Origin of the sequence: Kitasatospora humi (genome assembly GCF_020907985.1) — a bacterium.
Lineage (GTDB): Bacteria > Actinomycetota > Actinomycetes > Streptomycetales > Streptomycetaceae > Kitasatospora > Kitasatospora humi.
This window is the reverse complement of record NZ_JAJJPA010000112.1, coordinates 1-4,403: the sequence shown is the minus strand read 5'-3', so window position 1 is coordinate 4,403 and position 4,403 is coordinate 1. Positions and strand designations below refer to the sequence as shown.

Genomic DNA, 4,403 nt, shown 5'->3' with positions numbered 1-4,403 from the left:
CTAGTACTGCCGGAGCGATCGCAGCCGGGCGGCCTCCGCGACCATCGCGGCCCGCTCGGCGCGGCGCTGCCGGCGCGCCGCGTCCGCCCCCAGCGGCTCCACCACGTGGAAGCAGGCCCCGCAGACGTAGCCGCCTTCCGGACCCTCGCTGACCGGTGTGCCGCAGGAGGCGCAGTACCGGAAGTAAGTGTCGGTGACGACCATGTGGCGACCTCGCATCGGATACGAAGAATACGTCCACGGTAGCGGTTTGACCGTGCATCAGAAAGGGCAGACTGGCGGACGATCAAGCGTCCGCGGAGTGGCTCCCAGTGATCGTTCCGGTGCCGTCGCAGGTCCGGCAGGGCTCCTCCCGGTAGGCCTGCTTGCTGCCGTCGGCGGAGACCCGGTAGCGGGTGTACGTTCCGGTGCCGCTGCACAGGAAGCAGTTGCCGCCGCCGTCCCGCTCGGTGGTACCGGTCCCCTTGCAGGTCCGGCACTGCAGGCCCGCCAGCCGGCCGGTCCCGGTGCAAATGGTGCACACCGCGATGCTCACGCCGCTCCTCCGCTCCTCGCCCCCGGCCTGCCCCGACCGCAGCCCGAATGCCTCGGCTCATGAGGTTACTCCGGATTGGCCCGGAGTTGTCCGGGCAGGCCGGGAGAGACGGACGGAGGTGCGCACCATGCGCTACGCGACCACCCCGCGCCGCTGGCGCAGCGGAACCGAGCCCCGGTTCGCGCGCAGCGACCTGAAGCTGCGGTTCCTGCTCTCGGTGATCTTCACCCCGGTGTTCGCCCTGATGACGGCGGCCTTCGCGGTCTTCGCGGCCCTGGCGAAGCCGACCGGCCTGCCCTCGCGGGGCACCCTGGTCGGCTTCGCGGTGGCCTGCTTCCTGCTCACCCTGTTCGCCACCGTGGACCTCTACGTGGTGATCCGCCGGCGCCGGGTGGAGCTGTAGCGGTCAGCGGTTGGCGACCGCCTGCTTCACCAGCGTCTTGCCGAAGTCCCACATCAGGCCGCTGCCGCGGTGGGCGTCGTCCATCACGTCGCAGAACGCGTCGAGGAAGCGGTCCACCTCGGCCTCGGTGATGATCAGTGGCGGAATCAGCTTGATGACCTCCTGCAGGTCGCCCGAGACCTGGGTGAGGATCCGGTGCCGCTGAAGCAGCGGGACCACCACCATCTGGGCGAACAGGCCCTTGCGGGCGGCCTGCAGCGCCGTCCACCCGGTGCGCAGCTTGAGCGACTTCGGCCGGCCGAACTCGATGCCGATCATCAGTCCGCGGCCGCGCACGTCGGCGAGCAGCTCGTACTTCTCGGTGAGCGCGGCCAGTCGGGAGCGGAACACCTCGCCGACCACCCGGGCGTTCTCCACCACCTTCTCGTCCTGGATCACCTGAAGGGTCGCCAGGCCGGCGGCCATCGCCTGGTTGTTGGACCCGAAGCTGGCCGAGTGCACCAGCACCCGGTCCATCGAGGAGTACACCTTCTCGAAGATCCAGTTCTTGCCCAGGGTGGCACCGATCGGCACGTAGCCGCCGGAGAGCGCCTTGGCCGCGCAGACCAGGTCGGGCTGCACGCCCTCCTCGGCCTGGTAGGCGAAGAAGGTGCCGGTGCGGCCGATGCCGGTCTGCACCTCGTCGCAGATCAGCAGCGCCTTGTTCTCGTGCAGCAGCTCCTGGGCCGACCGCAGCCAGCCGGGCGGCGCCTGGTGCACGCCCTTGCCCTGGACCGGCTCGACGATCAGCGCCGCGACGTCGCCCCGGCGCAGCTCCCGCTGGAGCGCGCCCAGGTCGCCCAGCGGGATGGCGGTGTCCGGCAGCAGCGGGCCGAAGCCCTTCTTGAACCCGCCCTCGCCGTTGATCGACAGCGAGCCGGTGGTCAGGCCGTGGAAGGCGTGGTCGGCGTAGAGGATCCGGCCGCGCCCGGTGGCGTAGCGGGCGAACTTGATCGCCGTCTCCACCGCCTCGGTGCCGCTGTTGCCGAAGAAGACCCGGTCCAGGCCCGGGGCGAAGCCCAGCAGCTTCTCGGCCAGCAGGCCGGGCAGCGGCGGGCAGTCGAACCGGGTCAGGTCCGGCAGGTCGAGGTCCATCACCTGCTGGACGGCGTCGCGCACCACGGGGTGGTGCCGGCCCAGCGCGAAGATGCCGAAGCCGGCCAGCATGTCGAGGTACTCGTTGCCCTCGGCGTCGTAGAAGAACGGGCCGGCGGCGCGGTCGTAGGTCTTGTCGAAGCCGATGGTGCGCAGCATCCGCGGCAGCTGCGGATTGAGGTAGCGGGCGTGCAGCTCGTACCGCTCACCGCCGCGCTCGGCGAGCAGGGCGGCGAGGTCCAGGGCGTTGGTCGGGCGGTCAGCTGGCACGGGGTTCGTTCACTCCTCGTTCGGGCAGCAGGTGCTTGGCGTAGGCGGCGGCCTGGGCGGCGATGCCGGTGCCGGTCAGACCCGCCTCCTCCATGATCTCGCCGCGGCCGGCGTGGTCCAGGAACTCCTGGCGCAGGCCGAGGTCGCGCAGCGGGGTGTCCACCTCGGCGTCGCGCAGCGCCTGGGCGACGGCGGCGCCGACCCCGCCGGTGCGGCCGTTGTCCTCGACGGTCACCACCAGCGTGTGCTCGGCGGCGAGCCGGACCAGCGCCGGGTCGACCGGCTTGACCCAGCGCGGGTCCACCACGGTGGTGGCGAACCCGTCGGCGGTGAGCAGGGCGGCGGCGTCCAGGCAGGCGCCGGCCATCGCGCCGACCGAGACCAGCAGGATCTGCTGGCCCCGGCGGCCCGGCACCCGGGTGCGCTGCAGCACGTCCACGCCGCCGACCCGCTCGACGGCCGGCACCACCGGGCCGACCTCGCCCTTGGGGAAGCGCACCACGGTGGGCGCGTCCTCGACCTCCAGGGCCTCGTGCAGTTGGGCGCGCAGCTGCTCGGCGTCGCGCGGCGCGGCCAGCCGCAGGCCGGGCACCACCTGGAGCACCGAAAGGTCCCACATGCCGTTGTGCGACGCGCCGTCATTGCCCGTGACCCCGGCCCGGTCGAGCACGAAGGTGACGCCCAGCCTGTGCAGTGCGACGTCCATCAGCACCTGGTCGAAGGCCCGGTTGAGGAAGGTCGCGTAGACCGCCACCACCGGGTGCAGCCCGGCGGTGGCCAGGCCGGCCGCGCTGGTCACGGCGTGCTGCTCGGCGATGCCGACGTCGAAGATGCGCTTCGGGAAGGCCTTGGCGAACGGCGCCAGGCCCACCGGTTGCAGCATCGCCGCGGTGATCGCCACCACGTCCGGCCGCTGCACGCCGACCTCCAGCATCTCCTCGCTGAACACCGAGGTCCAGGAGGTGCCGCCGGAGGGCGAGATGGGCAGGCAGGTGTACGGGTCCATGGCGTTGACCGCGTGGAACCGGTCGGCCTCGTCCTGCTCCGCGGGTCGGTATCCGCGCCCCTTGACGGTCAGGCAGTGCACGATCACCGGGCCGCCGAAGCCGCGGGCCCGGCGCAGTGCGGACTCCACCGCGCCGATGTCGTGGCCGTCGATCGGTCCGACGTACTTCAGGCCCAGGTCCTCGAACATGCCCTGCGGGGCGAAGGAGTCCTTGAAGCCCTTCTTGGCGCCGTGCAGCGCCTCGAAGATCGGCTGGCCGACCACCGGGGTGCGCTGCAGCGCCTCCTTGCCCCAGGCGAGGAAGCGCTCGTAGCCCTGGGTGGTGCGCAGGGTGGCCAGGTGGTTGGCCAGGCCGCCGATGGTCTTGGCGTAGGACCGCTCGTTGTCGTTGACCACGATGACCAGCGGGCGGTCCTGGGCCTCGGCGATGTTGTTGAGGGCCTCCCAGGCCAGGCCGCCGGTGAGGGCGCCGTCACCGATCACGGCGACGGTCTGGCGGTCCCGGCGGCCCTGTAGCTGGTGGGCCTTGGCGATGCCGTCCGCGTAGCTGAGCACCGTGGACGCGTGCGAGTTCTCGATCACGTCGTGCTCGGACTCGGCCCGCGAGGGGTAGCCGGACAGGCCGCCCTTGGCCCGCAGCCGGCTGAAGTCCTGGCGGCCGGTCAGCAGCTTGTGCACGTAGGACTGGTGTCCGGTGTCGAAGAGGATCCGGTCGTTCGGCGAGTCGAAGACCCGGTGCAGGGCGATCGTCAGCTCGACCACGCCCAGGTTGGGGCCGAGGTGGCCGCCGGTCCTGGAGACCGCCTCGATCAGGAAATCCCGGATCTCCTGGGCCAGTTCGGGCAGCCGGTTGGCCGGCAGCCGCTTGAGGTCGGCCGGTCCGTGGACAGAGGACAGCAGTGACATGACTCCACCTTTCGGCTCAGTGCGCTCAGGTGTGTGCGAGGTTGCCGGGGGCCGTGGGGGCCGCCGGGGTTCTGTATCAGCCTGCGGTGACGACCGCGGGCGCGCCTGCCGGTCCGCCCTCCGCCCGGTGCTGCTCGGCCAGCAGCAGG

The 4,403-nt window shown here is 71.6% G+C and carries 5 protein-coding genes; 1 reads left to right on the top strand and 4 read right to left on the bottom strand.

The annotated features are described in order from the left end of the window. Together LN042_RS36460 and LN042_RS36455 are read right to left on the bottom strand one after the other, a co-directional pair. A complete protein-coding gene (locus LN042_RS36460; RefSeq protein WP_230055765.1) occupies positions 1-204 on the bottom strand; it encodes a hypothetical protein in 204 nt (67 codons plus the stop codon). Positions 205-286: 82 nt separating this feature from the next. Further along, positions 287-535 (bottom strand): hypothetical protein, encoded by a 249-nt coding sequence (locus LN042_RS36455; RefSeq protein ID WP_101379205.1) that lies wholly within the window; start codon positions 533-535, stop codon positions 287-289. A gap of 127 nt (positions 536-662) precedes the next feature. Here LN042_RS36455 and LN042_RS36450 point away from each other — a divergent pair, with 127 nt between their 5' ends. Next, entirely contained in the window at positions 663-938 is a 276-nt protein-coding gene (locus tag LN042_RS36450; RefSeq protein WP_230055764.1) for a DUF6343 family protein, read from the top strand. Positions 939-941: 3 nt separating this feature from the next. On the opposite strand, the gene LN042_RS36445 is transcribed toward LN042_RS36450, so the two are convergent. Continuing rightward, the gene (locus tag LN042_RS36445) at positions 942-2,342 is read right to left on the bottom strand and encodes an aspartate aminotransferase family protein (RefSeq protein WP_230055763.1); all 1,401 of its coding nucleotides are present in this window, start codon (positions 2,340-2,342) and stop codon (positions 942-944) included. Continuing rightward, entirely contained in the window at positions 2,332-4,254 is a 1,923-nt protein-coding gene (dxs, locus tag LN042_RS36440; protein ID WP_230055762.1) for a 1-deoxy-D-xylulose-5-phosphate synthase, read from the bottom strand. The genes LN042_RS36445 and dxs overlap by 11 nt, the downstream gene beginning before the upstream one ends. Between the last annotated feature and the right edge of the window lie 149 nt (positions 4,255-4,403).